Source organism: Streptomyces sp. NPDC015220, assembly GCF_043079345.1.
Classification (GTDB): domain Bacteria; phylum Actinomycetota; class Actinomycetes; order Streptomycetales; family Streptomycetaceae; genus Streptomyces.
In genome coordinates, this window is record NZ_JBIBUK010000002.1 from 1 (window position 1) to 26,673 (window position 26,673).

The window sequence follows — 26,673 nt, forward strand, 5'->3', positions numbered from 1 at the left end:
AACACCCCGCTCAGAGAGGGCGGCGAGGAATACCTGGACTCGGAGAAGTACCAGCTCAAACCCCGCGACTGGGCCGCCGCCGAACGCGAGGGCCGGACCATCGCCCCGCTGATCACCCGCCTCAACGCCATCCGCCGCCGCAGTCCGGCCCTCCGGCAGCTGCGCGACATCCACTTCCACCACGCCGACAAGGACCAGGTGATCGCCTACTCGAAGCGGAGCGGATCGAACACGGTCCTGGTGGTGGCCAACCTCGACCCGCACCACACCCAGGAGGCCACGGTCTCGTTGGACATGCCGCAACTCGGCCTGGACTGGCACGAGTCGGTGCCGGTGCGCGACGAGCTCACCGGTGAGACCTACCACTGGGGCAGGGCCAACTATGTGCGTCTCGAACCGGGTCACCGGCCGGCGCACGTCCTCACCGTCCTGCGACCGTCCACCCCGCAGATCGGAGGGTCACCCACAACATGATCGTCAATGAGCCCGTTCCGGACACCTTCGAGGACACCCCCGCCAAGGACCGCGACCCGGAGTGGTTCAAACGCGCCGTCTTCTACGAGGTCCTCGTCCGCTCCTTCCAGGACAGCAACGGCGACGGCGTCGGCGACCTGAAGGGCCTGACCGCCAAACTCGACTATCTGCAATGGCTCGGCGTGGACTGCCTGTGGCTGCCGCCGTTCTTCAAGTCCCCTCTGCGGGACGGCGGTTACGACGTGTCCGACTACACCGCCGTACTCCCCGAATTCGGCGACCTCGCCGACTTCGTGGAATTCGTCGACGCCGCCCACCAGCGCGGCATGCGGGTCATCATCGACTTCGTCATGAACCACACCAGCGACCAGCACCCGTGGTTCCAGGAATCCCGCAAGGACCCCGACGGCCCCTACGGCGACTACTACGTGTGGGCAGACGACGACAAGCAGTACCAGGACGCGCGGATCATCTTCGTCGACACCGAGGCGTCCAACTGGACGTACGACCCGGTCCGCAAGCAGTACTACTGGCACCGGTTCTTCTCCCACCAGCCGGACCTGAACTACGAGAACCCGGCCGTGCAGGAGGAGATGATCTCCGCGCTGAAGTTCTGGCTGGATCTCGGCATCGACGGCTTCCGGCTGGACGCGGTGCCCTACCTGTACCAGCAGGAGGGCACCAACTGCGAGAACCTGCCCGCCACCCACGCCTTCCTCAAGCGGGTGCGCAAGGAACTCGACGCCCAGTACCCCGACACGGTGCTGCTGGCGGAGGCGAACCAGTGGCCGGAGGACGTCGTCGACTACTTCGGCGACTACGCCGCCGGCGGCGACGAGTGCCACATGGCGTTCCACTTCCCGGTGATGCCGCGGATCTTCATGGCCGTGCGGCGCGAGTCGCGTTACCCGGTCTCCGAGATCCTCGCCAAGACCCCGGCGATCCCCTCGAACTGCCAGTGGGGCATCTTCCTGCGCAACCACGACGAGCTGACCCTGGAGATGGTCACCGACGAGGAGCGCGACTACATGTGGGCCGAGTACGCCAAGGACCCGCGGATGCGCGCCAACATCGGCATCCGCCGCCGCCTGGCGCCCCTGCTGGACAACGACCGCAACCAGATCGAGCTGTTCACCGCGCTGCTGCTGTCGCTGCCCGGAAGCCCGATCCTGTACTACGGCGACGAGATCGGCATGGGCGACAACATCTGGCTCGGCGACCGCGACGCCGTGCGCACCCCCATGCAGTGGACGCCGGACCGCAACGCCGGCTTCTCCTCCAGCGACCCCGGGCGCCTCTACCTGCCCACGATCATGGACCCGGTCTACGGCTACCAGGTCACCAACGTCGAGGCGTCGATGTCCTCGCCCTCCTCGCTGCTGCACTGGACCCGCCGCATGATCGAGATCCGCAAGCAGAACCCCGCCTTCGGACTCGGCTCCTACACCGAACTGCAGTCCTCCAACCCGGCCGTCATCGCCTTCCTCCGCGAGTACGAGGACGACCTCGTGCTGTGCGTGCACAACTTCTCCCGCTTCGCACAGCCCACCGAACTGGATCTGAGCGCCTTCCGCGGCCGGAACCCGGTCGAGCTGTTCGGCGGGGTGCGCTTTCCGGCCATCGGGGAGCTGCCGTACCTGCTGACCCTGGCGGGACACGGTTTCTACTGGTTCCGGCTCCGCGGGGACGCCGTGGTCTAGCCGCTCCGCGGTGGGGCGGTTTCCGCCGCCCCACCTGTGGGCACGCGTGAGTCACACCCGACCAGCGATTGGACGCGACGCCATGTCGGAAGCCATGTCGCAAGCCGTCACCCGCTCCGCCACGCCCAGCGGCCCAGGTCTCCTGGCCTCGCTGGACCCGCTGCTGCGCGAGTGGCTGCCCCGGCAGCGCTGGTTCGCGGGCAAGGGACGCCCGGTCACCGGTTTCTCGCTGGTCGCGGCCACCGAGCTGCTGCCGTCCGACGGGAAGCTCGGCCTGTACCACCTGCTGCTCCGCGCCCACCAGCCGCTGGCGCCGGTGCAGGGGCAGGTCCCGCACCCCGGGGACTGCTACCAGCTGCTCATAGGCGTGCGCGAGGCGCTGCCGCCGAGGCTGGCGCCCGCGCTGATCGGCCATGTGCACGACGGCCCGCTCGCCGGACGCACGGTGTACGAGGCCCTTTACGACCCCCGGCCCGCCGAGGTGCTTCTGGAGGCGCTGCGCACCCAGGCCCGGATCGGCGGGCTGCGTTTCGAACGGCGCGACGAGATACGCACCGACCTGGTGCCGCGGGTGGTGACCGCCGAGCAGTCCAACTCGTCGGTCGTCTACGGCGACACCTTCATCCTGAAACTGCTCCGCCGGGTCCTGCCCGGGGTCAACCCCGATCTGGAGCTGCCGCTCGCGCTGGCCCGCGAGGGCTGCCCGCGGGTGCCCCCGCCGACGGCCTGGATGACCGCCGAGGTGGCCGAGGAGTCGTACGTCCTCGGGGTGCTCCAGCCCTTCGTGCAGGGCGCCGCGGACGGCTGGGAGCTGGCCCTGCGCCAGCTCGCCAAGGGCGAGGACTTCAGCTCGCAGGCACGGGCGCTGGGCCGGGCCACCGCCGAGGTGCACACCGCGCTGGCCCGGGCACTGCCCACGGTCACCCTGGCCCACCTCCAGCTCCAGTCCCTGGTCGACGGCATGACCGAGCGCCTGGCGGCGGCGGCGCAGGCGGTGCCCGCGCTGGGCCCGTACGTGCCCGGCCTGCGCTCCGCCTTCGAGGCCCTGGCCGACCTGTCCGCGGAGGGTCACACCTGGACCGCCCAGCGCATCCACGGCGACCTCCACCTCGGTCAGTGCCTGCGCTCGCCCTCGGGCCGGTGGTCGTTGATCGACTTCGAGGGGGAGCCCGCGAAACCGCTGGCCGAGCGGCGGATGGCGCAGCCGGTGGTGCGGGACGTCGCCGGGATGCTGCGCTCCTTCGACTACGCGGCGCACTCGGCCGGCGGCCCGCCCGCGCCGGGCTGGGCGGCGGCCTGCCGGGCCGCTTACTGCTCCGGATACGCCGAGGTCAGCGGGAGCGATCCACGCACCGACCCGGTCCTGCTGCGGGCCTACGAGACGGACAAGGCGGTCTACGAGGTCCTCTACGAGGCCCGGAACCGCCCCGACTGGCTGCCGGTGCCGCTCTCGGCGGTGCGCCGGCTGGCCGCCGGCGCCGAGGCCGAGGCCCGCTGACCCCCCGCACCACCCCATTCGCCCTGCACCGCCCTGTGCCGAGGAGGCTTTGCCCGTGACTGCCCGCTCTTCGTCCAGCGGTTCGGACCCGAAGCAGACGGCCGAGACGGCCGGCCCGGAACAGCCGGCGGTCGCGAGGAAGGCCCCCGCTAAGAAGGCCCCCGCTAAGAAGGCGGCGGCGAAGAAGACGGCCGCCAAGAAGGCCACCGCGGAGAAGGCGGTGGCCAGGAGGGCGGCCACGAGGACCGCCGACGCGACGAAGGCGGTCGGGGCCCCCGGCACCGCGAAGGCGGCCATGGCCAGGAAGGCGGCCGCCGCGAAGACCGCCGCCGAGCAGGCCCCGGCGGCGAAGAGGACCGCGAAGGCCCCGGCGGCGAAGAAGACCGCCGCGGAAAAGGCGGTCACGGAGAAGTCGGTGGCCAAGAAGGCAGCGGCCGAGAAGACGGCGGCGAAGAAGACGGCCGCGGAGAAGGCGGTCGCCAAGAAGACCTCGGCCGAGAAGGCGGCCGCCAAGAAGACGGCGGCGAAGAAGACGGCGGCGGCGGCGGCGAAGGCTCCCGCCGGGAAGGCGGCCGGGAAGAAGGCTGCGGCGCCCCGGGTCGCGGCCCCGCCCGTCTCCGCGGCGCCCGCCGTCTCCGCGGCCGTCGACGCGCTGGACCGGGAGCGGCTGCTCAGCGGCACGCACCACGACCCGCACTCGGTACTCGGTGCGCATCCCGTGGCCGGCGGGGTGGCCGTGCGGGCCTTCAGGCCGTACGCGCTGGGCGTCGCCGTCGTCGCCGGGGACCTCCAGGTGGAACTGAGGCACGACGGCGACGGGTTCTTCTCCGGGCTGCTGCCGCTGGAGGACGTACCGGAGTACCGGCTCGAGGTGGCGTACGCGGGGACGGTGCAGGACACCGAGGACGCGTACCGGTTCCTGCCCACGCTGGGCGAGCTGGACCTGTACCTGATCGGCGAGGGGCGGCACGAGCAGCTGTGGCAGGCGCTCGGGGCGCACCCGACGACCCACCAGGGGGTGGCCGGGACCCGGTTCGCGGTGTGGGCGCCCAACGCCCGGGGCGTACGGATCGCCGGCACCTTCAACTACTGGGACGGCACCGCGTACCCGATGCGCTCGCTGGGCGCGACGGGCGTGTGGGAGCTGTTCGTGCCCGGGATCGGCGAGGGCGAGCTGTACAAGTTCGAGATCACCCGGCCGGACGGTTCGAAGACGCTGCGCGCCGACCCGATGGCCCGCCGTACCGAGGTGCCCCCGGCCACGTCGTCGGTCGTCACCGCCTCGCACCACGAGTGGCGGGACGAGGAGTGGATCGCCCGCCGCGCCGAACGGCCCGCGCACGAGGCGCCGTTCTCGGTGTACGAGGTCCACCTGCCCTCCTGGCGGCCGGGTCTGACCTACCGCGAGCTCGCCGACCAGCTGCCCGCCTATGTGCGCGACCTCGGCTTCACCCACGTGGAGCTGATGCCGGTCGCCGAGCACCCCTTCGGCGGCTCCTGGGGCTACCAGGTCACCGGCTTCTACGCGCCCACCGCCCGCCTGGGCACCCCGGACGACTTCAAGTACCTGGTGGACGCCCTGCACCGGGCCGGTATCGGCGTGCTGATGGACTGGGTGCCGGCGCACTTCCCGCGCGACGAGTGGGCGCTGGCCGAGTTCGACGGGCGCCCGCTCTACGAACACTCCGACCCGCTGCGCGCCGCGCACCCCGACTGGGGCACCCTGGAGTTCGACTTCGGCCGCCGCGAGGTACGCAACTTCCTGGTCGCCAACGCCCTGTACTGGTGCGAGGAGTTCCACATCGACGGGCTGCGGGTCGACGCGGTCGCCTCCATGCTCTACCTGGACTACTCGCGCGAGCCGGGGCAGTGGCGGCCGAACGAGTACGGCGGCCGGGAGAACCTGGACGCGGTGGCGTTCCTCCAGGAGATGAACGCCACCGTGTACCGCAGGGTGCCGGGCGTGGTGACCGTGGCGGAGGAGTCGACGGCCTGGGACGGGGTCACCCGCGCCACCCACCACCGGGGTCCGAGCGGCTTCGGCGGTCTCGGTTTCGGCCTCAAGTGGAACATGGGCTGGATGCACGACTCGCTCGCCTACATGAGCAACGATCCGGTGCACCGCAGGTACCACCACGGCGAGATGACCTTCTCGATGGTGTACGCCTACAGCGAGAACTACGTGCTGCCGATCTCCCACGACGAGGTGGTGCACGGCAAGGGCTCGCTGGTGTCGAAGATGCCCGGCGACTGGTGGCAGCAGCGTGCCAACCTGCGTGCCTACCTGGCCTTCATGTGGTCGCACCCCGGCAAGCAACTCCTCTTCATGGGGCAGGAGTTCGCCCAGGGCGCCGAGTGGTCCGAGGAGCGCGGACCGGACTGGTGGCTGATCGATCCGGCCTACGGCGCGGCGGCCGACCACCGCGGCGTTCTGGACCTGGTGCGCGACCTCAACTCCGTCTACCGCGCCACCCCCGCCCTGTGGGCGCGCGACGTCCACCCCGACGGCTTCCGGTGGGTCGTCGGCGACGCGGCGGACGACAACGTGTTCGCCTTCCTGCGCTGCGCCGCCGACGGCTCCCCGCTGCTGGCGGTGTCGAACCTCGCCCCGGTCGTCCGCCCCGACTACCGCCTCGGCGTCCCCGACGACGTGCCCGCCTGGCTGGAGGTGCTCAACACGGACGCGGCCCGCTACGGCGGCAGCGACGTCGTCCGGCCGGACCCGGTCAAGCCGGAGCCGCAGGGCTGGCACGGGTTCCCCGCGAGCATCCGGCTGACCCTGCCGCCGCTGGCGACGGTGTGGCTGCGCCCGGCCTGAGGTCCGGGCGCGGGCGCTACCGCGCGAACGCCTCCGCCAGAGCGGGGGGCAGGGCCCCGGTGTGCAGCACGCCGAGCCGCTGGGTGGCCCGGGTCAGGGCCACGTACAGATCGCTGGTGCCGTAGCGGCCGGGTTCGACCACGAGCACGGAGTCGAACTCCAGGCCCTTGGCCTGGCGCGGGTCCAGCAGGACCACCGCGTGCGTCAGGTCGGGCTCGGCGCCGGCCGTCACCCCGTCCAGCTGGGCGGCCAGGCGGCGGTGCAGGTCGCGCGGGGCGATCACGGCGAGCCGGCCCTCCGCCGGGGTGAGTTCGGCGACGGCCTTCTCCACCGCGCCGGGCAGGTCGTCGGTGGCCCGGGCCCAGGGCCGTACACCCGTGGAGCGGACCGAGCTCGGCGGCCGGAAGGCCGGGTTCTCGGCGCGGACCACGGCCGCCGCCACGTCCATGATCTCGGCGGGGGTGCGGTAGTTGACGCCGAGGCGGGTGTGCTCCCAGCGGTCCTCGACGTACGGCTGGAGGATGTCCGCCCAGGCGCCGACGCCGGCCGCCTCCGCGGTCTGGGCGGGGTCGCCGACCAGGGTCATCGAGCGGGTCGGGCTGCGCCGCATCAGCAACCGCCACGCCATCGGCGACAGCTCCTGCGCCTCGTCGACGATGATGTGCCCGAAGGCCCAGGTCCGGTCGGCCGCGGCTCGCTCCGCGGCGCTGCGGTGGTCGTCCTCCTCGTGCCGCTCGGCGAACCGCTCGGCGTCGATGACGTCGTGCGCGGACAGGACCTCCGAGGCGTCCGGGTCGCCGTCCTCCTTGTCCTCGAACTCATACGTCCGCGAGGCGTACGACACGTCGAGGACGCCCTGGGCGTAGGCGATCTGTTCCGCGCGCTCGCGTTCGGCGCGGGCCCGGGCCGTCCGGTCGTCCTCGCCGAGCAGTTCGGCGGCCTCGTCGAGGAGCGGGACGTCCGCCACGGTCCAGGCACGGGTCACCGGGCGGCGGATCGCGGCCGCGTCCTCGTCGCGGACGTACCCCTCCGGCTCCGCCAGGAAGTCCGCGACCAGCCGCCGCGGGGTCAGCCGCGGCCACAGCCGGTCGACGGCCGCCCAGACCTCGGGGTTCTCGGCGAGCTCGTCGCGGATCTGGGTGATGTCGCTGGGATCGAGGAGGTTGGATCCGTCGTAGGGGTCGGTGCCGATGCGCTCGGCGACCATGTCGGTGAGCGTGTTCAGGATGTGGCCCTCGAAGTGTTCGCGGGCCACGTTGTGGGGCAGCCCCGCGGCACGGGTGCGTTCGCGGGCGACGTTCACCAGACCGTCGTCGAGCATCAGGACCTCGCGGTCGTGCTCGATGGCGATCACCGGGTCGGGCAGCGCCTGCCGGTCCCGAACGACGGCGGCGAGCACGTCGGCCATGTCGGCGCGCCCCTTCACGGCGGCCGCCTCCGGGGTGTCGGCGGCCGTCGCCCGCACGCCGGGGAACAGCTCGCCGACGGTCGCGAGGAGCACGCCGGTCTCGCCGAGCGAGGGCAGCACCTCGCCGATGTAGCCGAGGAACGCCGGGTTGGGGCCGACGATCAGCACGGCCCGGCGGGCGAGCAGCTCGCGGTGCTCGTACAGCAGGTAGGCGGCCCGGTGCAGGGCGACGGCGGTCTTGCCGGTGCCCGGACCGCCCTCGACCACCAGCACCCCGCGGTGCGGTGCGCGGATGATGCGGTCCTGGTCGGCCTGGATGGTGCGCACGATGTCGCCCATCCGGCCGGTGCGGGCCGAGTCGAGCGCGGCGAGCAGCACCGCGTCGCCGGTCGGGTCCTCGTGGCCGGTGCGGGTGGCGTCGCCGAGGTCGAGGATCTCGTCGTGCAGGGCGGTGACCCGGCGCCCGTCGGTGGTGATGTGCCGGCGGCGGCGCAGCCCCATCGGGGTGTGGCCGGTGGCCAGGTAGAAGGGGCGGGCGACGGCGGCCCGCCAGTCGATCAGGATCGGGGTGTGCTCGGCGTCGTCGGCGCGCAGGCCGATGCGGCCGATGTGGTGGCGGGCGCCGTCGACGAGGTCGATCCGGCCGAAGCAGAGCGAGCCGTCCACGGCGTTCAGCGCGGCGAGCAGCCCGGAGCGTTCCGCGACGAGGATGTCCCGCTCCAGCCTGGCCTGCATGGGCTTGTCGCCCTGTGCGAGGGCGTCCGCGACGGCGGTCTCGGTGTCACCGCGCAGGGCGTCCACACGCGTGTACAACCCGTCGATGAATTCCTGTTCCTGTCGCAATTCATCGTCTGGAAAATCGGTGTTTGACAATTCCGCTCCCGCCCGGATATACTGTGCTCAGTGAACTTCTTCGCGACCCCGCATCCATAAGTCGCGAACTACCGAATATACGCAAAGAAATCCCCCGGGCGCAATTGCCCGGGGGATTTCTTCGTTCACGGCCCGACCGTCACAGCACGTCGGACAGCTCCTCCAGCAGCCGCCGCTTGGGCCGTGCTCCCACCATGGACTTCACGGGCTCGCCGTCCCGGAACACCATGAGGGTGGGCGTGCCCAGCACGCCGTACGCGATCGTGGTCCGCGGGTTGTGGTCCACGTCCAGCTGGACGATCTTCAACCGGTCGCCCTCCTCGTGGGCGATGGCGCCGAGCACCGGCGCCAGCTGCCGGCACGGCCCGCACCACTCGGCCGTGAACTGCACCAGCACCGGCAGCTCCGCTTCGAGCACCTCCGTCTCGAAGTCCGCGTCCGTCACTTCGCCCACACCGGCCATCTGCCTGATCACCGCTGTCGCCCTCCCAGTTCGCACACGGGTTCCGGGCCCCCCGGAACCAGCGCGTCGGCGGCCAGCTCGTCCCGCGCCTGCTCGGCCCGCTCGAGCTGCGCGCCGACCTTCGCCCGCACCGCCCGCAACTCGCCGATCAGCGCGTCCAGCTCGTCGAGCTTGCGCCGGTAGACCGCGAGCGACGCCGGGCAGGAGTCGCCCTCCGGGTGCCCGGCCCGCAGACACTCCACGAACGGCCGGGTCTCCTCCAGGTCGAACCCGAAGTCCCGCAGCGTCCTGATCTGCCGGAGCAGCCTCAGGTCGCGCTCGTCGTACGTGCGGTGCCCGTGGACGTCCCGCCGCGCGGGCAGCAGCCCACGCGACTCGTAGTACCGCAGCGCCCGCGTCGTGGTCCCGGCCCGTTCGGCCAGCTCGCCGATTCGCATGTCCCCGACCGTACGGCTTGACGTCGGCGTCAAGGCAACAGCGCACGTCCCGGCCGCCGGACCGGCCGGTCCGGCGCGACGCGTTCCGCGAAAGGGTCCGGCCTCGGCCGCTCAGACCATCAGACCGGCCGACTCCTCCACCTCCAGCAGCGAGGCGCTGCGGCGTTCCTCGTCGAACGCGCGGCGGCCGCCGCGGAGGCCGAAGAGGCGTTTGGTGACGGCGATGTAGAGGACGGCGATGATGTTGAGGGTCAGGGTGGCGATCTTCAGGGCGCTGATGTGCTCGGTGAGTTCGTAGATCTCCAGCGGCAGGAAGGCGGCGGTGGCGACCACCGTCAGGTACTCCGCCCAGCGTTCGGCGTACCACAGGCCGACCGCCTCGACGATCTCGACCAGCGCGTACGCCAGCAGCAGCCCGGCCACCAGCAGCAGCGTGGAGTGCTTGTAGCCGAAGGTCTTCTGGATGGTGCCGACGACCGGCGAGTGGTCCAGGTCGTAGTGGAAGTGCCGGAAGACCGGACGGAAGACGTCCAGGTACTCCTCGAACAGCCGGCGCACCGCGTCCTGGCTGTTGCTGAACTTCCAGACGGCCACGGCGACCAGCACGATGAAGACTCCGCGCACGGCCCGTTCGACGGCGAGGAAGCGCAGGACGAACAGGTCCCGCAGCACCTTGCCGCGCGGCACCAGCGGGGCGTTGGCGGCCGGACCGGAGCCGTGCGGCTCGCCGAGCGCGAAGTCGCCGCAGCGCAGGCAGCGCCACACCTCCCCGAGGGCGGTCTCGGCGTGCAGCCGGATCCGCAGCCGCGGGTCGTCCGGCGCGTAGGTCACATGACCCTTGCGCGCGCAGGTGCGCCGGTCCCAGTCGATCGCCATCCCCCGTGCCTCCACATGCGTGCTGTCGCGGCCGTGCCGCGCCGGTCGATCCGGCACGGCACGGTAGTGCATCGCGAGGGGAGACGTCGGCCGGGGTGCTTCAGTTCACCCGGCTGTCCACCAGCTCCTCCGCGCCCCGCGCGGGTTCCGGCTCGGGGGCGGTGCCGCGCGGCAGCAGCAGGGCCACGACGAGGGTGCCCACGCCCAGGATCACGGCGCCGGTCAGGCTGGTGTGGGCCACCGCGTCCGAGAAGGCCGAGCCGACCGCGTCCTTCATCTGCCGGGCGCCCCCGGCGAGCCGGCCGGCCTCTTCCTTGAGCTGGGCGGCCTGCTGGGGATCGGTCGTGCGGGCGGCCTGCGCTGCGAGCTGCCGGGCCTTGTCCCCGATGCCCTGGGCCACGGCGTAGCCGGCGCCGACCGAGTCCTGCGCGGTGGACAGGGCGCCGGCCGGGAGCCCGCGGCCGGCGGTGGCGTCGGACAGGTGGCCGGAGTAGGAGGTCGACAGCAGGGAGCCGAGGAGCGCGATGCCGAGCGAGCCGCCCAGCTCCAGCGAGGTGTCGTTGACGGCGCCGCCGACGCCCAGTTCGGCCTCGGGGAAGGCGCCCATGATCGCGTCGGTGCAGGGCGAGAGGGCGAGGCCGATCGCCAGGCCCAGGACGACCAGCGGGGCGACGAGGTCGGCGTACGTGGACGCGCCGTCGACCCCGGTCAGCAGCGCCAGCGCCGCGGTGCCGCCGACCATGCCCGCGGTGACCGTCCACTTCATGCCGACGCGCGGGGTGAGGTAGCCGGTCAGGGCCGAGCCGACGAAGACCGCGCCGGCCAGCGGCAGCATGCGCAGACCGGTGGCCAGTGCGTCGTAGCCGAGGACGAACTGCAGGTGCTGGGTGAGGTAGTAGAAGGCGCCGAAGACGGCGAGGAAGAACAGGGCGACGGCGAGGTTGGAGCCGGCGAAGCGGCGGTCGCCGAAGCGGCGCACGTCCAGGATGGGACGCGGGTGGCGCAGCTCCCACAGGACGAAGGCCGCCAGGCCGGCGCCCGCGACCACCGCGGCGGTGATCGCCTTGGCGTCCCAGCCGAAGTGCGGGCCCTCGATGATCATGTAGACCAGCGAGCCGGTCCAGACGACCGAGAGCAGGCCGCCGACGTAGTCGATCCGGTCGTGGTGGCCGGCCCTGGACGGCGGGACCAGGACGAAGGCGGCGACCAGCGCCACGGCCGCGATCGGCACGTTGATCAGGAAGGTCGAGGACCAGCCGTGGTCCTTGAGCAGCGCGCCGGCGACGACCGGGCCGGCCGCGATGGCGAGCCCGGCGGTGGCGGTCCACAGGGTGATCGCCTTGGCGCGTTCGGCGCGCGGGAAGGTCGCGGCGAGCAGGGAGAGCGTGGCCGGCATGATCAGCGCGGCGCCCACGCCCATCACCGCGCGGGCCGCGATGACGGTCGCGGCGCTGTCGGCGAGGTAGCCGAAGACGGCGCCGCCGCCGAACACGACCAGACCGAGGACGAGGGCTCCGCGCCGGCTGTACTTGTCGCCGATCGCCCCGAGCAGCAGCATCAGCGCCGCGTAGGGGACGGTGTAGCCGTCGATGACCCATTGCAGGTCGGCGCTGGACAGACCGAGGTCCCGGGTCATGTCGGGGGCGGCGACCGTGAGGGCGGTGTTGGCCATCACGATGATCAGCAGGCTCAGGCAGAGGACCAGGAGCGCCCACCAGCGCCGGGCGTAGGGGCGGTCCGTCCGCTCGACCGGTTCGTTCACGACGAGTCGCATGGCAGGGGTTGCCCTCCTCGGACGCACGACAGGACTTGCACAATGTTGTGCAGTTGCACAACCATGTGCAATGTACGTCCCTGCACACCACTGTGCAACTCGAGGTGAGGGCAGAATGGCAGCCATGACCACGGGTAACACCACTCGCGCCGACGCGAACCGGCGCCGCATCCTCGACGTCGCCCTCGCCGAGCTGCTGCGCGATCCCGACGCGTCCATGGACCAGATCGCGCGCGCCGCGGGGGTCGTACGGCGCACGGTGTACGGCCACTTCCCCAGCCGCGAGGCGCTGATCAGCACGCTCGTCGACGACGCCGTGCGGGTGCTCGCCGACGCGCACGCGGCGGGCCGCGCGGGTGTCGAGGACCCGGCGGAGGCGCTGGCGCGCTCGGTGCTGGCGATCTGGCCGATCGCCGACCGCTACCGGCTGCTGGTGGCGCTCGCCCAGCGGACGGTCACCACCCAGGGCATCCGCGAGCGGCTGGCGCCGGTCCGCGACGCCTGCGCGGAACTGCTCCGGTACGGCCTGGACGAGGGCGTCTTCAGCTCGCCGCTGCCCGCGCCGGCTCTCGCCCATGTGCACGAGCAGATCCTGTTCGCCGTGATGGAGGCGGTGAACGAGGACCTGCTGGCGGCGCACGAGGCGGGCCGTTCGGCGGCCGTGACCGTACTGACGGCGGCCGGCGTGCCGGCCGCTCCGGCGAGCGCGCTGGTGGGCAGCCTCAGCGACCGGCCTCTGTGACCCGCTTCGATGACCGGCCTCCGTGCCCCACCTATATGACCAGCCCCGCTCGATGACCAGCCCCGCTCGATGACCAGTCCCAGTGACCGGCCCCGGTGACCCGCCTCGGTGGGTGACTCCGGGAACCGGTCGTCCGGGCGCGGGAGAGGAGGGGCGGGGCGGGACACGGCGAAGGCCGAGCGGCCGGGCCCACGGGGGAAGGGCTCCGGCCGCTCGGCGGCTTGAGGGGTGTCCGGACGCCCGGCCCGGGTTCAGGCGGGGCTGGGCGTCCGGAGCGAAGGGGCGCGGGTCAGGCCTTGGCCAGCTCCTTCTCGTCGCCGGCGCGCGGCGCGGGCAGGCCGACGGGGACGTCGTCGCCCTCGCCGTCGTCGAGCAGCGTCCGCTCGTCGAAGGGCAGCTCCCCGGCGAGCACCCGGCGCACCCGGTCCTTGTCGACCTCGCCCGTCCAGGTGCCGATCAGCAGGGTGGCGACCGCGTTGCCCGCGAAGTTGGTCAGGGCGCGGGCCTCGCTCATGAAGCGGTCGATGCCGACGATCAGTCCGACGCCGTCCACCAGGGCGGGCTTGTGGGACTGGAGGGCTCCGGCGAGGGTGGCGAGCCCCGCGCCGGTGACGCCGGCGGCGCCCTTGGAGGCGATCATCATGAACAGCAGCAGGGTGATCTGCTGGCCGATGGAGAGCGGCTGGTCCATGGCGTCGGCGATGAAGAGCGAGGCCATGGTCAGGTAGATCATGGTGCCGTCGAGGTTGAAGGAGTAGCCGGTCGGCACGGTGATGCCGACGACCGGACGGCTCACGCCCAGGTGCTCCATCTTGGCGATCAGCCGGGGCAGCGCGGACTCGGACGACGAGGTGGACAGGATCAGCAGGAACTCGCGGCCCAGGTACTTCAGCAGCTGGAAGATGTTGACGCCGGCCACCAGCCGGGTCATGGCCCCGAGCACCACGATCACGAACAGCAGACAGGTGGCGTAGAAGCCGAACATGATCGTGGCGAGCGCCTTCAGGGCGTCCACGCCCGTCTCGCCGACGACGGCGGCCATGGCGCCGAAGGCGCCGATCGGCGCGGCCCACATGATCATGGCGAGGACCCGGAAGACCAGCCGCTGGATGTGCTCCACCCCGCGCAGGACCGGCTCGCCCTTGCGGCCCATGGCCTGCAGCGCGAATCCGACGAGCAGCGCGACGAGCAGGGTCTGCAGCACCTGCCCCTCGGTGAAGGACGACACGAGCGTGGTCGGGATGATCCCCAGCACGAAGTCGACCGGGCCCTCCTTGGCCGCGTCCGCTTGGGCGTGGCCGACACCCTTGACGGCCTCGGTCAGGTGCATCCCGCTGCCCGGGTGCACGAGATTGCCGATCACCAGGCCGATGGCCAGCGCGACGAACGACATGACGATGAAGTAGCCGAGGGCGAGCCCGCCCACCTTGCCGACCTTGGCGGCCTTGCGCACCGAACCGACGCCGAGCACGATCGTGCAGAAGATGATCGGGGAGATCATCATCTTGATCAGGTTCACGAAGCCCGTGCCGAGCGGCTTGAGCTCCTTGGCGAAGTCCGGCGCGGCGAACCCGACGACCACGCCGAGGACCACCGCGGCGATCACCGCCATGTAGAGGAAGTGGGTGCGGTCCCGCTTGGCTGCGGGTCCGGGTCCTGCGGCGGGGGCGGCAGGAGCCGTATCGGCTGCGCTGGTCACGGCGGCCCTCCTTGACGACGTCGTCGGCATCACCGGCGTGCGGCTCACGTCCGGGGGTTAAAGGGGAATGCCGTGACTATCTCCCGCCGTGTGGGAGCGGTCACCCTTCCGTTCATTTAGTTCACGCCGGAACGGGGAGGCAGACTGACGGCATGCGCATACCCGCCCTCCCGAGACCGCGCAGCCTGGCGGGCCAGCTCTTCGCCATGCAGGCCGTGCTGCTGGCGCTCGTGGTGGCCGGATACGCGCTGTTCACCTTCGTCAGCGACCGCGGCCAGGCCGAGGACGCGGCGCGCCGGCAGGCCACGGCGGTGGCCCGCTCGATCGCCGACTCCCCCTCGGTGCGGTCGGCGATCCGCTCCGCGCACCCCACGGCGGAACTCCAGCCGTACGCGCTGAGGGTCCAGCGGGACACCGGGGTCGACTTCGTCACGATCATGACACCCGAGGGCATCCGCTGGACCCATCCCGAACAGCGGCAGATCGGCAGGCGCTTCATCGGCACCATCACGCCCGCCCAGCACGGCGGGACCTTCACCGAGACCTACACCGGCACCCTCGGCCCGTCGGTCCGCGCGGTCACGCCCGTCGAGGAGAACGGCCGCGTCGTCGGGCTGGTCAGCGCCGGCATCAAGGTGGAGGCCATCAGCCGGCGGGTCCGGGAGCAGGTCACGGCGCTGTTCGCAGTGGCGGGCGGCATCCTCGCGCTCGGCGCGCTCGGCACCTATGTCATCAACGCCCGACTGCGCCGGCACACCCATGGGATGAACGCCGAGGAGCTCAGCCGCATGCACGACTACCACGAGGCGGCGCTGCACGCCGTGCGCGAGGGACTGCTGATGCTGGACGCGCGCTACCGGGTGGCGCTGATCAACGACGGCGGCCGGGAGCTGCTGGGCGTGGGGAGCGAGGCCGAGGTGGTGGGGACGTCGGTGGCGGACCTGGGCCTGCCCGCGCCGCTGACCGGAGCGCTGCTGGCCTCCGGGCCCCGGCTGGACGAGGTCCACCTGACGGCGTCGCGGGTGCTGGTGGTGAACACCTCGCCGGTGTCCGGCGGCGAGCACCGGGGCACGGTGGTCACCCTGCGCGATGTGACCGAGCTCCAGTCGCTGATGGGCGAGCTGGACTCCGAGCGCGGCTTCACACAGGCGCTGCGTTCCCAGGCGCACGAGGCCGCGAACCGGCTGCACACGGTGGTGTCGCTGATCGAGCTGGGCCGCGCCGAGGAGGCGGTCGGCTTCGCCACGGCGGAGCTGGAGCTGGCCCAGGCCCTGACCGACCAGGTGGTCTCGGCGGTGAGCGAGCCGGTGCTGGCCGCGCTGCTGCTCGGCAAGACGGCGCAGGCCAACGAGCGGGGCGTGGAGCTGGTGGTGTCCGAGGACGGCGGCCTGGACGACGGCCTGCTGCCCGAGACGCTGCCGTCCCGGGACCTGGTGACGATCCTCGGCAACCTCGTCGACAACGCGGTGGACGCGGCCCAGGGCAGCGCACGCTCCCGGGTGACGGTGACGGTGACCGCGTGCGCGCGGGAGGCCGAGCTGGTGCTGCGGGTGGCGGACACCGGGCCCGGTGTGGACCCGTCCCACTCGGAGCTGCTGTTCCAGCGCGGCTTCACGACCAAGCCGACGGGCCCCGGCGGGCGCGGGCTGGGCCTGGCCCTGGTACGGCAGGCGGTGCAGCGGCACGAGGGGACGCTGACGGTGACCGAGGCCGAGGAGGGCGGCGCGGTGTTCGAGGCGAGGCTGCCGCTGGGGGACCGGCCGGAGGCCGGACCGCCGTCCCGCGCGGCCCAGGCGGAGCCGTCCCCCGGTACGGTGCGGCACCCGTCGCCCGGTGCGGAGGCCGAGGCCGCCGGAACCGCCGGCGGCCGGTCCGGAGGCGCGGCATGACGAACGGCGGGACGAACGGCGGGACCAACGCCGCGCCGGACGGCACGGCGGGCGGCGGGACCCACGGCACGGCGGACCGGACGCCCATCCGGGTCCTGGTGGTGGAGGACGACCCGGTCGCGGCGGACGCCCATGTGATGTACGTGGGCCGGGTGCCGGGCTTCGTCGCGGTCGGGAAGGCGCACACGGGCGCCGAGGCCCGGCGGGTGCTGGAGCGCACCCCGGTGGACCTGCTCCTCCTCGACCTCCACCTGCCGGACGTGCACGGCCTGAAGCTGGCCAGGTCGCTGCGGGCCGCCGGCCACCACGCGGACGTGATCGCGGTGACCTCCGCTCGGGATCTGGCCGTGGTGCGCGAAGGGGTCTCGCTGGGCGTGGTCCAGTACGTGCTGAAGCCGTTCACGTTCGCGACGCTGCGGGACCGTCTGGTCCGGTACGCCGAGTTCCGTGCGACGGTCGGGGAGGCCAGCGGCCAGGACGAGGTCGACCGGGCGCTCGCGACACTGCGCGCCCCTGGTCCGGCCGCGCTGCCGAAGGGCCTGAGCGCGCCGACCCTGGAGCGGGTGACGGGCGCGCTGCGGGAGGCGGCCGAGGGCCTGACGGCGGCCCAGCTCGCCGAGTCGGCCGGGATATCCCGGATCACCGCCCGCCGCTACCTGGAACACCTGGTGGAGGCCGGCCGGGCCGTCCGCAAACCGCTGTACGGCCAGGTGGGCAGGCCGGAACTGGTGTACCGCTGGGTCAGCGGGGCGGGCAGGACGCGGTAGGACACGGGCCCCGGCGACCGCCCGGGCGCGGCGGGTGACACGTCCCCGACCTTCACGCACCGCGGAACCCGGGGAACCGTATGTTCCCACAACCCGTGATCCTGGTGGAACGGACCGTGGTCACCGGCGGCCCGGGCCCCTACCTTGTGCCCGTGCGCCGACCCTCAGCTCCACCGAACCAGCCCAGCCCGTCCGCTGCCTCCACTCCCCCGTTCAACGCCCCCGCCGCCCGCCGGATCCGTGCCGCCCTCGGCATGGGACCCGAGCACGTGGCCCACACCATGCAGGTCTCCTACAGGCTGCCGTACGTCACCCCGGACCTCGTCACCGCGTGGGAGCGCGGGATCGCCGCCCCGTCGAGCCCGGAACTGACCGCGCTCGCCGGTGTGCTGTGGTGCACCCCGGGCGAACTGATCGGCAGGCCGCGCACCCTGCGCGAGCACCGGGTCGCGCGGGGACTGCCGGCGGAGGACGTGGCCCGTGCCGTCGGGCTGGACCCCGAGCGTTATCTCCGGATGGAGGACGGCGAGGACTGGCGGGGCACCGAGCGGCAGTCCGCCGCGCTCGCCGACGTGCTCGACCTGGCCCTGCCCGACTTCGTGGCCGTCACCGGCCGCGAGGGGAAACTCGCCGAGCTGCTGCGCAGCGCCGTCGGCACCCGGTGGCAGGCGTATGTGCGTCCGGTCGGCAAGGTGGTGCCGCTGGAGCGGGGGCAGCTGGAGAACTCCCTGCAACGACTGCACCAGGACTACCAGGGGCAGATGGTCGCCTCGCTGAGCTGGGGCGGCAACAGCGCCGCCAGGCAGGCGGGCGACGCCGGCCGCGACTTCCTCGACCGGATCGTGGAACACTTCTGGACCAGGGTCCAGGGCGCCGGGCGCCCTGGACCCTGAGCGGTCCGGGAGGTCGTCCGGGAGCGTCTAGAAGACGGACTCCGCCTCGTCCATGCGGTCCTTGGGCACCGTCTTCAGCTCGGTCACCGCCTCCGCCAGCGGCACCATCACGATGTCGGTGCCGCGCAGCGCGGTCATGCGGCCGAACTCGCCGCGGTGCGCCGCCTCGACCGCGTGCCAGCCGAAGCGGGTGGCGAGGACGCGGTCGTAGGCGGTGGGCACGCCGCCGCGCTGGACGTGGCCGAGGATGACCGGCTTGGCCTCCTTGCCGAGCCGCTTCTCCAGTTCGTACGCGAGTGCCGTGCCGATGCCCTGGAAGCGCTCGTGGCCGTACTGGTCGATCGCCCCCTTGCCGTAGTCCATGGTGCCCTCGGCGGGGTGGGCGCCCTCGGCGACGCAGATCACGGCGAACTTCTTGCCCCGGTCGAAGCGCTCCTCGACCATCTTGACCAGGTCGGCGGGGTCGAACGGGCGCTCGGGCAGGCAGATGCCGTGGGCTCCGGCCGCCATCCCGGACTCCAGGGCGATCCAGCCCGCGTGCCGGCCCATGACCTCCACGACCATGACCCGCTGGTGCGACTCGGCGGTGGTCTTCAGACGGTCCATGGCCTCGGTGGCCACGCCGACGGCGGTGTCGAAGCCGAAGGTGCGGTCGGTGGAGGAGATGTCGTTGTCGATCGTCTTCGGCACGCCGACCACCGGCAGCCCGGCGTCCGACAGCATGCGGGCCGCGGTCAGCGTGCCCTCGCCGCCGATCGGGATGAGCGCGTCGATGCCGAACCGGTGGATCATGTCGGAGGCGTTCTCGCACGCCTCGCGCAGCCGGTCGCGCTCCAGCCGGGAGGAGCCGAGGATGGTGCCGCCGCGGGCGAGGATGCCGCCGACCGCGTTGAGGTCCAGCTCGCGGTAGCGGCCGTCGAGCAGGCCCGCGTAGCCGTCCTCGAAGCCGATGACCTCGTCGCCGTACGTGCTGACCGCTCGGTGCACGACCGACCGGATCACCGCGTTCAGCCCCGGACAGTCGCCGCCTGCCGTGAGAACTCCGATACGCATCGCGCTGTGTCTCCTGCTCACTGTTGATACCGGTGATCCTGTCCGATTGTTTCATGCTCGCCGGGCGGTTACGTCTTGACGGGCGCCTTATCTATCGGCGGGGGTATTGTCAAGAGGGTTCCGCTCGTCCTGACGGGCGTTTTTTTGCACAGGCGAGTGGCAGACCCGCAGACAGCCGCCGACATCCCCGACGGAACGGAGAGCCCGCGTGACGCGCAGCGTGTACGTGACCGGCATCGAGCGCGGTGACGGCCGCCAGGTCGTCGAGCTGGGAGTCGTGGAGCTGCTGACCCGGCAGATCGACCGGGTGGGAGTCTTCCGTCCGCTCGTGCACGACGGTCCGGACCGGCTCTTCGAACTGCTGCGCGCCCGCTACCGGCTGTCCCAGGACCCGACGACCGTCTACGGCATGGACTACCACGAGGCGTCCGCGCTCCAGGCCGAGCAGGGCACCGACGAACTGGTGTCCGCCCTGGTCGACCGCTTCCACCTGGTGGCCCGGGACTACGACGTGGTCCTCGTCCTCGGCACCGACTTCGCCGACACCCAGCTCCCGGACGAGCTGTCCCTCAACGCCCGGCTCGCCAACGAGTTCGGCGCCTCCGTGCTCCCGGTCGTGGGCGGCCGCGGGCAGGGCGTGGACTCGGTGCTCGCCGAGACGCGCAACGCCTACCGCGCCTACGACGGCCTGGGCTGCGACGTCCTCGCCATGGTCACCAACCGGGTGGCGCGCGAGGACCGGGACGAGATCGCCGGGCTGCTGGCCGGCCGGCTGCCCGTCCCCTGCTACGTGGTGCCCGACGAGCCCGCCCTGTCCGCGCCGACCGTCGCCCAGATCACCCAGGTCCTCGACGGCAAGGTGCTGCTGGGCGACGACTCGGGGCTCGCCCGCGACGCGCTCGACTTCGTCTTCGGCGGCGCCATGCTGCCCAACCTGCTCAAGGCGCTGACCCCGGGCTGCCTGGTCGTCACCCCCGGCGACCGCGCCGACCTGGTCGTCGGCTCGCTCGCCGCGCACAGCGCCGGCACCCCGCCGATCGCCGGCGTGCTGCTCACCCTGGACGAGGAGCCGGGCGAGGAGATCCTGACCCTGGCCGCCCGGCTCGCCCCGGGCACCCCGGTCGTCTCGGTGACCGGCAACAGCTTCCCCACCGCGGAACGGCTGTTCTCCCTGGAGGGCAAGCTGAACGCGGCCACCCCGCGCAAGGCCGAGACCGCGCTCGGCCTGTTCGAGCGGTACGTCGACACCGCCGACCTCAACAAGCGCGTCTCCGCGCCGAGCAGCGACCGCCTCACCCCGATGATGTTCGAGCACAAGCTGCTCGAACAGGCCCGCTCCGACAAGCGCCGGGTCGTCCTGCCGGAGGGCACCGAGGAGCGCGTGCTGCACGCGGCGGAGGTGCTGCTGCGCCGGGGCGTGTGCGACCTGACGCTGCTCGGGCCGACGGACACGATCCGCAAGAAGGCCGCGGACCTCGGCATCGACCTCGGCGACGCGCGGCTGATCGACCCGGCCGTCTCCGAGCTGCGCGACTCCTTCGCCGAGCAGTACGCCCGGCTGCGCGCCCACAAGGGGGTCACGGTCGAGCTGGCGTACGACGTGGTCTCGGACGTGAACTACTTCGGCACGCTGATGGTGCAGGAGGGCCTGGCCGACGGCATGGTGTCCGGCTCCGTGCACTCCACGGCCGCCACCATCCGTCCGGCCTTCGAGATCATCAAGACCGAGCCGGGCTCCTCGATCGTGTCGTCGGTGTTCTTCATGTGCCTGGCCGACAAGGTGCTCGTCTACGGCGACTGCGCGGTCAACCCGGACCCGGGCGCCGAGCAGCTCGCCGACATCGCCGTGCAGTCGGCGGCCACCGCCGCCCAGTTCGGCGTCGAGCCGCGGATCGCGATGCTGTCGTACTCCACCGGCACCTCCGGCACGGGCGCCGACGTGGACAAGGTGCGCCAGGCGACCGAGCTGGTGCGGCTGCGCCGCCCGGACCTGATGATCGAGGGACCGATCCAGTACGACGCGGCCGTGGAGCCCTCGGTCGCGGCCACCAAGCTGCCGGACTCCGAGGTCGCCGGGCAGGCCAGCGTGCTGATCTTCCCCGACTTGAACACCGGCAACAACACCTACAAGGCGGTGCAGCGCTCGGCCGGCGCGATCGCGGTCGGACCGGTGCTCCAGGGGCTGCGCAAGCCGGTCAACGACCTCTCCCGCGGCGCCCTCGTCCAGGACATCGTCAACACCGTCGCCATCACGGCGATCCAGGCCCAGGGCCAGTCGCCCGCCGGCTGACCTCTCGGAAGAAGGCTTCGTACACAGTGACCGCGACCCGCGTCCTCGTCCTCAACTCCGGCTCGTCGTCGGTGAAGTACCAGCTGCTCGACATGCGCGACGCGACCCGGCTCGCCGTCGGCCTGGTCGAACGGATCGGCGAACAGACCTCACGGCTCAAGCACACCTGCGTCTCCACCGGCGGCACCCGGGAGCAGAACGGCCCGATCGCCGACCACGACGCGGCCCTGAAGGCCGTCGCCGGGGAGCTCGCCAGGGACGGGGTCGGCCTGGACTCCCCGGAGCTGGCCGCGATCGGCCACCGGGTGGTGCACGGCGGCATGTTCTTCACCGAGCCGACCGTGATCGACGACGCGGTGCTCACCGAGATCGAGCGGCTGATCCCCGTCGCGCCGCTGCACAACCCGGCCAACCTCACCGGCATCCGCACCGCCATGGCGCTCCGCCCCGACCTGCCGCAGGTCGCCGTGTTCGACACGGCGTTCCACACCACCATGCCGGAGTCGGCGGCCCGGTACGCGATCGACACCAAGCTCGCCGACCGGTACCGGGTGCGGCGCTACGGCTTCCACGGCACCTCGCACGCCTACGTCTCACGGGCGACCGCCGAGCTGCTGGGCAGGGCCCCGGAGGACGTCAACGTGATCGTGCTGCACCTGGGCAACGGGGCGTCCGCCAGCGCGGTGCGGGGCGGGAGGTGCGTGGACACCTCCATGGGACTCACCCCGCTGGAGGGTCTCGTGATGGGGACGCGTTCCGGCGATGTCGACCCGGCCGTCATCTTCCATTTGCAGCGGGTCGGCGGAATGTCCATGGACGAGACCGACACTCTTCTCAACAAGAGGAGCGGTCTCTTCGGTCTGTGCGGCGACAACGACATGCGGGAGATCCGGCGCCGGATGGACGACGGAGACGAGCAGGCGCGGCTCGCCTTCGAGATCTACATACACCGGTTGAAGAAGTACATCGGCGCCTATTACGCGGTACTCGGCACGGTGGACGCGGTCGCCTTCACGGCCGGGGTCGGCGAGAACGCGGACTTCGTGCGCGAGGCCGCCCTCGCCGGCCTGGACGGGCTGGGCCTCGCGGTGGACGGCGCGCGGAACGCCGTCCGCGGCCAGGAGGCGCGGCTGATCTCGCCCGAGGGCGCGCGGGTGGCCGTGGCCGTGGTTCCGACGGACGAGGAAATGGAGATCGCCAGCCAGACCTACGCACTGGTCGGAAAGGACGACTGAGGGCGCGCGGGATCGATGCCGGGAAGCCCGGGAGAACCGGCGGAGAAAACCGCCGAGTAACTTCCGTGGAATTCGCCCGGCACTCGCCTGAGCGGGAACGCGCCCATTTGTATCTTCCGCCAGACGGAATATTCCGCAGCGAAACAAACCGATAGGATCGCCCCATGCGCCGTTCGAAAATCGTCTGTACTCTCGGCCCCGCGGTCGACTCCCACGAGCAGCTCGTAGCGTTGATCGAGGCCGGCATGAACGTGGCCCGCTTCAACTTCAGCCACGGCACGCACGCCGAGCACCAGGGGCGGTACGACCGCGTCCGCGCCGCGTCCAAGGAGACCGGCCGGGCCATCGCCGTCCTCGCCGACCTCCAGGGCCCGAAGATCCGCCTGGAGACCTTCGCCGAGGGCCCGGTCGAGCTGGAGCGGGGTGACGAGTTCGTCATCACCACCGAGGACGTTCCCGGCGACAAGCAGATCTGCGGCACGACGTACAAGGGTCTGCCCGGCGACGTCTCGCGCGGCGACCAGATCCTGATCAACGACGGCAACGTCGAGCTGAAGGTCCTGGACGTCGAGGGCCCGCGGGTGAAGACGATCGTCATCGAGGGCGGTGTGGTCTCCGACCACAAGGGCATCAACCTGCCCGGCGCGGCGGTGAACGTGCCCGCGCTGTCCGAGAAGGACATCGAGGACCTTCGCTTCGCGCTGCGGATGGGCTGCGACATCGTCGCGCTGTCCTTCGTCCGGGACGCCAAGGACGTCTCCGACGTCCACCGCGTCATGGACGAGGAGGGCCGTCGCGTCCCGGTCGTCGCCAAGGTGGAGAAGCCGCAGGCGGTCGAGAACATGCAGGACGTCGTGATGGCGTTCGACGGCGTGATGGTGGCCCGCGGCGACCTGGCGGTCGAGTACCCGCTCGAGAAGGTCCCGATGGTGCAGAAGCGCCTGATCGAGCTGTGCCGGCGCAACGCCAAGCCGGTGATCGTGGCGACCCAGATGATGGAGTCGATGATCACCAACTCGCGGCCTACCCGCGCCGAGGCCTCCGACGTGGCCAACGCGATCCTGGACGGCGCCGACGCGGTGATGCTCTCGGCGGAGTCCAGCGTGGGCGCGTACCCGATCGAGACGGTCAAGACGATGTCGAAGATCGTCACCGCGGCCGAGGAGGAGCTGCTCGCCAAGGGCCTCCAGCCGCTGGTGCAGGGCAAGAAGCCCCGCACGCAGGGTGGTTCGGTGGCCCGTGCGGCCGCCGAGATCGCCGACTTCCTGGGCGGCAAGGGCCTGGTGGCCTTCACCCAGTCCGGTGACACGGCCCGCCGGCTGTCCCGCTACCGCGCGGCCCAGCCGATCCTGGCGTTCACCACCGACGAGTCCACCCGCAACCAGCTCGCGCTGAGCTGGGGCGTGGAGTCGCACGTCGTGCCGTTCGTCAACAGCACCGACGAGATGGTCGAGCTGGTCGACCAGGAGCTCGTCAAGCTCAAGCGGTTCAACGAGGGCGACGTCGTCGTGATCACCGCCGGCTCCCCGCCCGGCGTCCCCGGCACCACCAACATGGTCCGCGTCCACCACCTGGGCGGCGGCGGCCGCGACTGACGGCCCCGCCCGGGGTCCGTCCCGTACGGCGCTGAGGGCGCCCCCGCCTCGTGAGGCGGGGGCGCCCTCAGCTGTCGCGGCTCCCGGTGGGGCTCAGGCCGACCGCTCACACCCCGTCGGTCGTGTACAGGTGCATGCCGGGGATGTTCAGGTTGCCGCCGAACTGGCCGGCCTGGACCACCTTGACCTTCGTGAAGATGATCAGGGGGATGTCCAGCGGGGGCGGGTTGTCCGGGCTGAAGGTGATCGGGATCAGTCCGAGCAGGTTGCCGGAGATGGACTCGGTGTACATCACCGTGTCGCCACCGGTGATCTTGGACGTCGAGCCCTTGGCCGCCTGCACGTGGTACGTCCTGCCGGCCTGCTTGTCCTGCACCGTCTGGTGCAGGTCGACGATGTCGGTGCCGCCCGAGATGACGTACTTCAGCACCTTCTTGACGGTGCCGTTGGCGGTCTTGACCTCGACGATGCCCTTGTAGCTGGCGCCCTTGAGCGTCAGCGAGCTGGCGTTCAGGTACCAGGGGTCGTCCGCCAGGGGCATCGTGTTGTCGACGCCGCCCTCGGCGTCGGTGGCGGCGGGGCAGTCCTCGGCGTCGGTGGACGCGCTCGCGGACGGGCTGGGACTGGGCGAGGCGGTGGCCGTGCCGGTGGCGTCCCCGGCCTTGTCGGTGGCGTCCCCGGACGCCTTGTCGGTCGCGTCCTGGGCCTTGTCGGTCGCGTCCTGGGCCTTGTCGGTCGCGTCCTTCACGGTGTCCTCGACCGTGTCGGCGACCTTCCCGGTGGAGTCCCCGGCCGTGTCGACGACCTTCCCGGTGGTGTCCTTGACGGTGTCGGACGCGGTCTTGCCGACGGAGTCCAGGGAGCCGCCGGAGCCGTTCCCGGCGGCGCTCGCCGAGGGCGAGGCGGAGGCGGACGGCGTGGGAGCCGCGCCGGCCGGCGCATCGGCGCCCAGACCGGACTTGCCGCCGGTCAAGATGTTCCCGATGTCCCCGATCGTGTCGCCGATCGTGTCCAGCAGGCCGCCGCTCTTCGTCTCGCTCGCCGACGGGGCCGGTGACGCGCCGCCGTCGCCGTCGCCCGGCCCGGACTTCGAACCGGTGGCGGACGCCGAGGGCTGGGCCTTGTCGTCGGAACCTGAATCCGACGAAGAGGAGGCGCCCGGGGCGGCCTTGACCGGGGAGTCCGTGCCGGTGTCCGCGGAGGACCCGTCCGTCTTCCCCGTGGAGGAGGTGGCCGACGGGGACGGAGTGCCGTCCTCTGCGGTGTCGGTGGCGCTCGCGGAGGCGGACGGCGTGGGCGAGGACGTGTCCTTGTCGCCCTTGAGCGCCTCCACACAGGCCTTGTAGTCGTCGGCGTTCATGGTCTCGGAGGACGACGCCGAGATCTTGTTGTTGTCGGCCACCGCGAGCGAGGCCGTGAAGCCCATGCCCATGAGGACCGCCGTCGGCATCGCGGCCATGGCCATCGCCTTGCCGGCCGGCATGTGGAACCTGGTGAACAGCGGCTTCTTCGGCGCCGCGTGGCGCGGCCCGGTTCTCGCACGGGACTCGTCCACATCAATCCCGTGGGTCACCTCGTCAGCCGGCACTGTGCCTCCCGTTCGCCCCGTTGGCCGGGTTCGTTCCTGACAGGTCGTTCTCCCCCGGCGCCTCGACGGCCCCGGAGGTGCCCCCGCCGAACATCCCGTCCACCGCCGGCGCGGTCGCGGCCCCGGGAGCGCCGCCCGCCACCGGGACGGTTTCCTCGGCCTCCTCCTGGGCGGGCGGTACGCCCGGCGCCCACGACACGGCCATCGCCCCGCCGACGAGGGCGAGCAGGAAGCCCATGAGGAAGCCGCCGAAGTTGGAGACAGGGAGGGACACCAGCCCCAGCAGGATCGACGCGACGCCCGCGAAGACCCGGATGTGCTTCTGGAACCAGAGGCTGATGCCCAGGACGACCAGCAGCACGCCGATGATCAGGGAACCCGCGCCCGCGGTGGTGGACATGGCCAACGTCAGGTGACCGAGCTGAAGATGCGCGTACGGGAAATACATGATCGGAAAGCCGCTGATCAAGACGAACAGGCCGGCCCAGAACGGCCGGGTGCCCCGCCAGGCGCGGAACTGCAGCCTCCGGCGGGTGAACTGGCCGGTTACGGCAGGAGTCTCGGCGCTCATGGAAACAGCTCCCTGGTGCAGCGTTGCTGT

20 protein-coding genes are annotated in these 26,673 nt (G+C 71.8%); 11 read left to right on the plus strand and 9 right to left on the minus strand.

The features are described 5' to 3' along the window. The 4 genes from ACF061_RS04930 to glgB all read left to right on the plus strand — a co-directional run. The coding region (locus ACF061_RS04930; RefSeq protein WP_392265403.1) for an alpha-glucosidase C-terminal domain-containing protein at positions 1 to 474 on the plus strand (474 nt) is incomplete at its 5' end. Further along, positions 471 to 2,174, plus strand: coding sequence for a maltose alpha-D-glucosyltransferase (gene treS, locus ACF061_RS04935; RefSeq protein ID WP_392265404.1), 1,704 nt, complete (start codon positions 471 to 473; stop codon positions 2,172 to 2,174). The genes ACF061_RS04930 and treS, both read left to right, overlap by 4 nt. A gap of 94 nt (positions 2,175 to 2,268) precedes the next feature. Then, complete coding sequence (locus ACF061_RS04940) at positions 2,269 to 3,672, plus strand: maltokinase (RefSeq protein ID WP_392266145.1); 1,404 nt, start codon at positions 2,269 to 2,271, stop codon at positions 3,670 to 3,672. A 55-nt stretch (positions 3,673 to 3,727) separates the two neighbouring features. After that, the gene (gene glgB / locus ACF061_RS04945; protein ID WP_392265405.1) at positions 3,728 to 6,490 is read left to right on the plus strand and encodes a 1,4-alpha-glucan branching enzyme; all 2,763 of its coding nucleotides are present in this window, start codon (positions 3,728 to 3,730) and stop codon (positions 6,488 to 6,490) included. A 16-nt stretch (positions 6,491 to 6,506) separates the two neighbouring features. Here the strand turns inward: glgB and ACF061_RS04950 are convergent, their stop codons facing one another. The 5 genes from ACF061_RS04950 to ACF061_RS04970 all read right to left on the minus strand — a co-directional run bounded on the left by ACF061_RS04950 (position 6,507) and on the right by ACF061_RS04970 (position 12,321). Then, entirely contained in the window at positions 6,507 to 8,741 is a 2,235-nt protein-coding gene (locus tag ACF061_RS04950) for a HelD family protein (RefSeq protein ID WP_392265406.1), read from the minus strand. Positions 8,742 to 8,910: 169 nt separating this feature from the next. Continuing rightward, positions 8,911 to 9,234, minus strand: a complete 324-nt coding sequence (gene trxA / locus ACF061_RS04955) for a thioredoxin (RefSeq protein ID WP_392266146.1) — start codon at positions 9,232 to 9,234, stop codon at positions 8,911 to 8,913. A gap of 8 nt (positions 9,235 to 9,242) precedes the next feature. Further along, complete coding sequence (locus tag ACF061_RS04960; RefSeq protein ID WP_392265407.1) at positions 9,243 to 9,671, minus strand: MerR family transcriptional regulator; 429 nt, start codon at positions 9,669 to 9,671, stop codon at positions 9,243 to 9,245. Between the two features lie 111 nt (positions 9,672 to 9,782). After that, positions 9,783 to 10,547, minus strand: a complete 765-nt coding sequence (locus tag ACF061_RS04965) for a DUF2127 domain-containing protein (protein WP_392265408.1) — start codon at positions 10,545 to 10,547, stop codon at positions 9,783 to 9,785. Positions 10,548 to 10,647: 100 nt separating this feature from the next. Further along, on the minus strand, positions 10,648 to 12,321 hold the full coding sequence (locus ACF061_RS04970; protein WP_392265409.1) for an MFS transporter: 1,674 nt from the start codon (positions 12,319 to 12,321) through the stop codon (positions 10,648 to 10,650). Positions 12,322 to 12,436: 115 nt separating this feature from the next. On the opposite strand from ACF061_RS04970, the gene ACF061_RS04975 reads away from it, so the two are divergent. Next, on the plus strand, positions 12,437 to 13,063 hold the full coding sequence (locus tag ACF061_RS04975; protein ID WP_392265410.1) for a TetR/AcrR family transcriptional regulator: 627 nt from the start codon (positions 12,437 to 12,439) through the stop codon (positions 13,061 to 13,063). 289 nt (positions 13,064 to 13,352) lie between these two features. Here the strand turns inward: ACF061_RS04975 and ACF061_RS04980 are convergent, their stop codons facing one another. After that, positions 13,353 to 14,762 carry a cation:dicarboxylate symporter family transporter gene (locus tag ACF061_RS04980; RefSeq protein WP_392265411.1) on the minus strand — a complete coding sequence of 470 codons (1,410 nt, stop codon included), beginning with the start codon at positions 14,760 to 14,762 and terminating at the stop codon, positions 13,353 to 13,355. A gap of 152 nt (positions 14,763 to 14,914) precedes the next feature. On the opposite strand from ACF061_RS04980, the gene ACF061_RS04985 reads away from it, so the two are divergent. From ACF061_RS04985 to ACF061_RS04995, 3 genes are all read left to right on the plus strand, one after another. Further along, positions 14,915 to 16,651 (plus strand): ATP-binding protein, encoded by a 1,737-nt coding sequence (locus ACF061_RS04985; protein WP_392265412.1) that lies wholly within the window; start codon positions 14,915 to 14,917, stop codon positions 16,649 to 16,651. Then, complete coding sequence (locus tag ACF061_RS04990; protein ID WP_392265413.1) at positions 16,648 to 17,418, plus strand: response regulator; 771 nt, start codon at positions 16,648 to 16,650, stop codon at positions 17,416 to 17,418. Before ACF061_RS04985 ends, ACF061_RS04990 begins: the two co-directional genes overlap by 4 nt. Positions 17,419 to 17,570: 152 nt before the next feature. Further along, positions 17,571 to 18,311: a helix-turn-helix transcriptional regulator gene (locus ACF061_RS04995; RefSeq protein WP_392265414.1), complete on the plus strand. Its 741-nt coding sequence runs from the start codon at positions 17,571 to 17,573 to the stop codon at positions 18,309 to 18,311. Positions 18,312 to 18,338: 27 nt separating this feature from the next. Here ACF061_RS04995 and ACF061_RS05000 read toward each other — a convergent pair whose 3' ends face one another. Further along, complete coding sequence (locus ACF061_RS05000) at positions 18,339 to 19,364, minus strand: ATP-dependent 6-phosphofructokinase (RefSeq protein ID WP_392265415.1); 1,026 nt, start codon at positions 19,362 to 19,364, stop codon at positions 18,339 to 18,341. Between the two features lie 208 nt (positions 19,365 to 19,572). On the opposite strand from ACF061_RS05000, the gene pta reads away from it, so the two are divergent. The 3 genes from pta to pyk all read left to right on the plus strand — a co-directional run bounded on the left by pta (position 19,573) and on the right by pyk (position 24,484). Further along, positions 19,573 to 21,654 carry a phosphate acetyltransferase gene (gene pta / locus ACF061_RS05005; RefSeq protein ID WP_392265416.1) on the plus strand — a complete coding sequence of 694 codons (2,082 nt, stop codon included), beginning with the start codon at positions 19,573 to 19,575 and terminating at the stop codon, positions 21,652 to 21,654. A 26-nt stretch (positions 21,655 to 21,680) separates the two neighbouring features. Continuing rightward, positions 21,681 to 22,889 carry an acetate kinase gene (locus tag ACF061_RS05010; RefSeq protein ID WP_392265417.1) on the plus strand — a complete coding sequence of 403 codons (1,209 nt, stop codon included), beginning with the start codon at positions 21,681 to 21,683 and terminating at the stop codon, positions 22,887 to 22,889. 164 nt (positions 22,890 to 23,053) lie between these two features. Beyond that, positions 23,054 to 24,484, plus strand: a complete 1,431-nt coding sequence (gene pyk, locus ACF061_RS05015) for a pyruvate kinase (RefSeq protein ID WP_392265418.1) — start codon at positions 23,054 to 23,056, stop codon at positions 24,482 to 24,484. 106 nt (positions 24,485 to 24,590) lie between these two features. Here the strand turns inward: pyk and ACF061_RS05020 are convergent, their stop codons facing one another. Next, positions 24,591 to 26,072 carry a hypothetical protein gene (locus ACF061_RS05020; protein ID WP_392265419.1) on the minus strand — a complete coding sequence of 494 codons (1,482 nt, stop codon included), beginning with the start codon at positions 26,070 to 26,072 and terminating at the stop codon, positions 24,591 to 24,593. Next, complete coding sequence (locus tag ACF061_RS05025; protein ID WP_392265420.1) at positions 26,062 to 26,643, minus strand: DUF6114 domain-containing protein; 582 nt, start codon at positions 26,641 to 26,643, stop codon at positions 26,062 to 26,064. Before ACF061_RS05025 ends, ACF061_RS05020 begins: the two co-directional genes overlap by 11 nt. Positions 26,644 to 26,673: the final 30 nt, after the last annotated feature.

Bases quoted from the DNA above. Each gene is read 5' to 3' on its own strand.
- treS (WP_392265404.1), top strand. From the start codon at position 471: ATGATCGTCAATGAGCCCGTTCCGGACACCTTCGAGGACACCCCCGCC.
- ACF061_RS04940 (WP_392266145.1), top strand. From the start codon at position 2,269: ATGTCGCAAGCCGTCACCCGCTCCGCCACGCCCAGCGGCCCAGGTCTC.
- trxA (WP_392266146.1), bottom strand. From the start codon at position 9,234: ATGGCCGGTGTGGGCGAAGTGACGGACGCGGACTTCGAGACGGAGGTG.
- ACF061_RS04960 (WP_392265407.1), bottom strand. From the start codon at position 9,671: ATGCGAATCGGCGAGCTGGCCGAACGGGCCGGGACCACGACGCGGGCG.
- ACF061_RS04965 (WP_392265408.1), bottom strand. From the start codon at position 10,547: ATGGCGATCGACTGGGACCGGCGCACCTGCGCGCGCAAGGGTCATGTG.
- ACF061_RS04970 (WP_392265409.1), bottom strand. From the start codon at position 12,321: ATGCGACTCGTCGTGAACGAACCGGTCGAGCGGACGGACCGCCCCTAC.
- ACF061_RS04975 (WP_392265410.1), top strand. From the start codon at position 12,437: ATGGCAGCCATGACCACGGGTAACACCACTCGCGCCGACGCGAACCGG.
- ACF061_RS04985 (WP_392265412.1), top strand. From the start codon at position 14,915: ATGCGCATACCCGCCCTCCCGAGACCGCGCAGCCTGGCGGGCCAGCTC.
- ACF061_RS04990 (WP_392265413.1), top strand. From the start codon at position 16,648: ATGACGAACGGCGGGACGAACGGCGGGACCAACGCCGCGCCGGACGGC.
- ACF061_RS05000 (WP_392265415.1), bottom strand. From the start codon at position 19,364: ATGCGTATCGGAGTTCTCACGGCAGGCGGCGACTGTCCGGGGCTGAAC.
- pyk (WP_392265418.1), top strand. From the start codon at position 23,054: ATGCGCCGTTCGAAAATCGTCTGTACTCTCGGCCCCGCGGTCGACTCC.
- ACF061_RS05025 (WP_392265420.1), bottom strand. From the start codon at position 26,643: ATGAGCGCCGAGACTCCTGCCGTAACCGGCCAGTTCACCCGCCGGAGG.